This is a genomic window from Streptobacillus notomytis, from assembly GCF_001902585.1.
Taxonomy (GTDB): Bacteria; Fusobacteriota; Fusobacteriia; order Fusobacteriales; family Leptotrichiaceae; genus Streptobacillus; species Streptobacillus notomytis.
In genome coordinates this window covers 1-287 of sequence record NZ_LKKV01000044.1, presented here as the reverse complement: position 1 = coordinate 287, position 287 = coordinate 1, and the positions used below count along the sequence as shown (strand labels likewise).

General features: G+C 51.2%; 1 protein-coding gene. It reads left to right on the top strand.

Annotation, left to right across the window (positions count from 1 at the left end; translation table 11 throughout):
- Window positions 1–31: 31 nt before the first annotated feature.
- Window positions 32–287: hypothetical protein (locus BUE91_RS01765; protein WP_244889866.1), on the top strand; the 256-nt coding region annotated here is incomplete at its 3' end.

Here is a 287-nt window from a genome sequence, read left to right as displayed (position 1 = left end):
TGCAGACACCGGGCATGAGCATCCGCAGACAATGGAGTATCTCGATTATCTGGAGAACCGACTCGGGCCGGTTAAACGGGTTAAAGCTGACTTCTCCCGACAGATTGAAGGTAAGCGCAAGTTTATTGCTGAGAAATGGCCTGTTTCTCTGGTTGAAGAGTGCGGCATGTCTCCGGGGGAGGCGGCAGAGCGCGTCAATTGTGCGCTGGAAATTCTCAAGCCTACTGGTATCCCATTTCTTGATTTGTTCCTGTGGAAAGGGCGATTTCCTTCCACTAAAGCCAGAT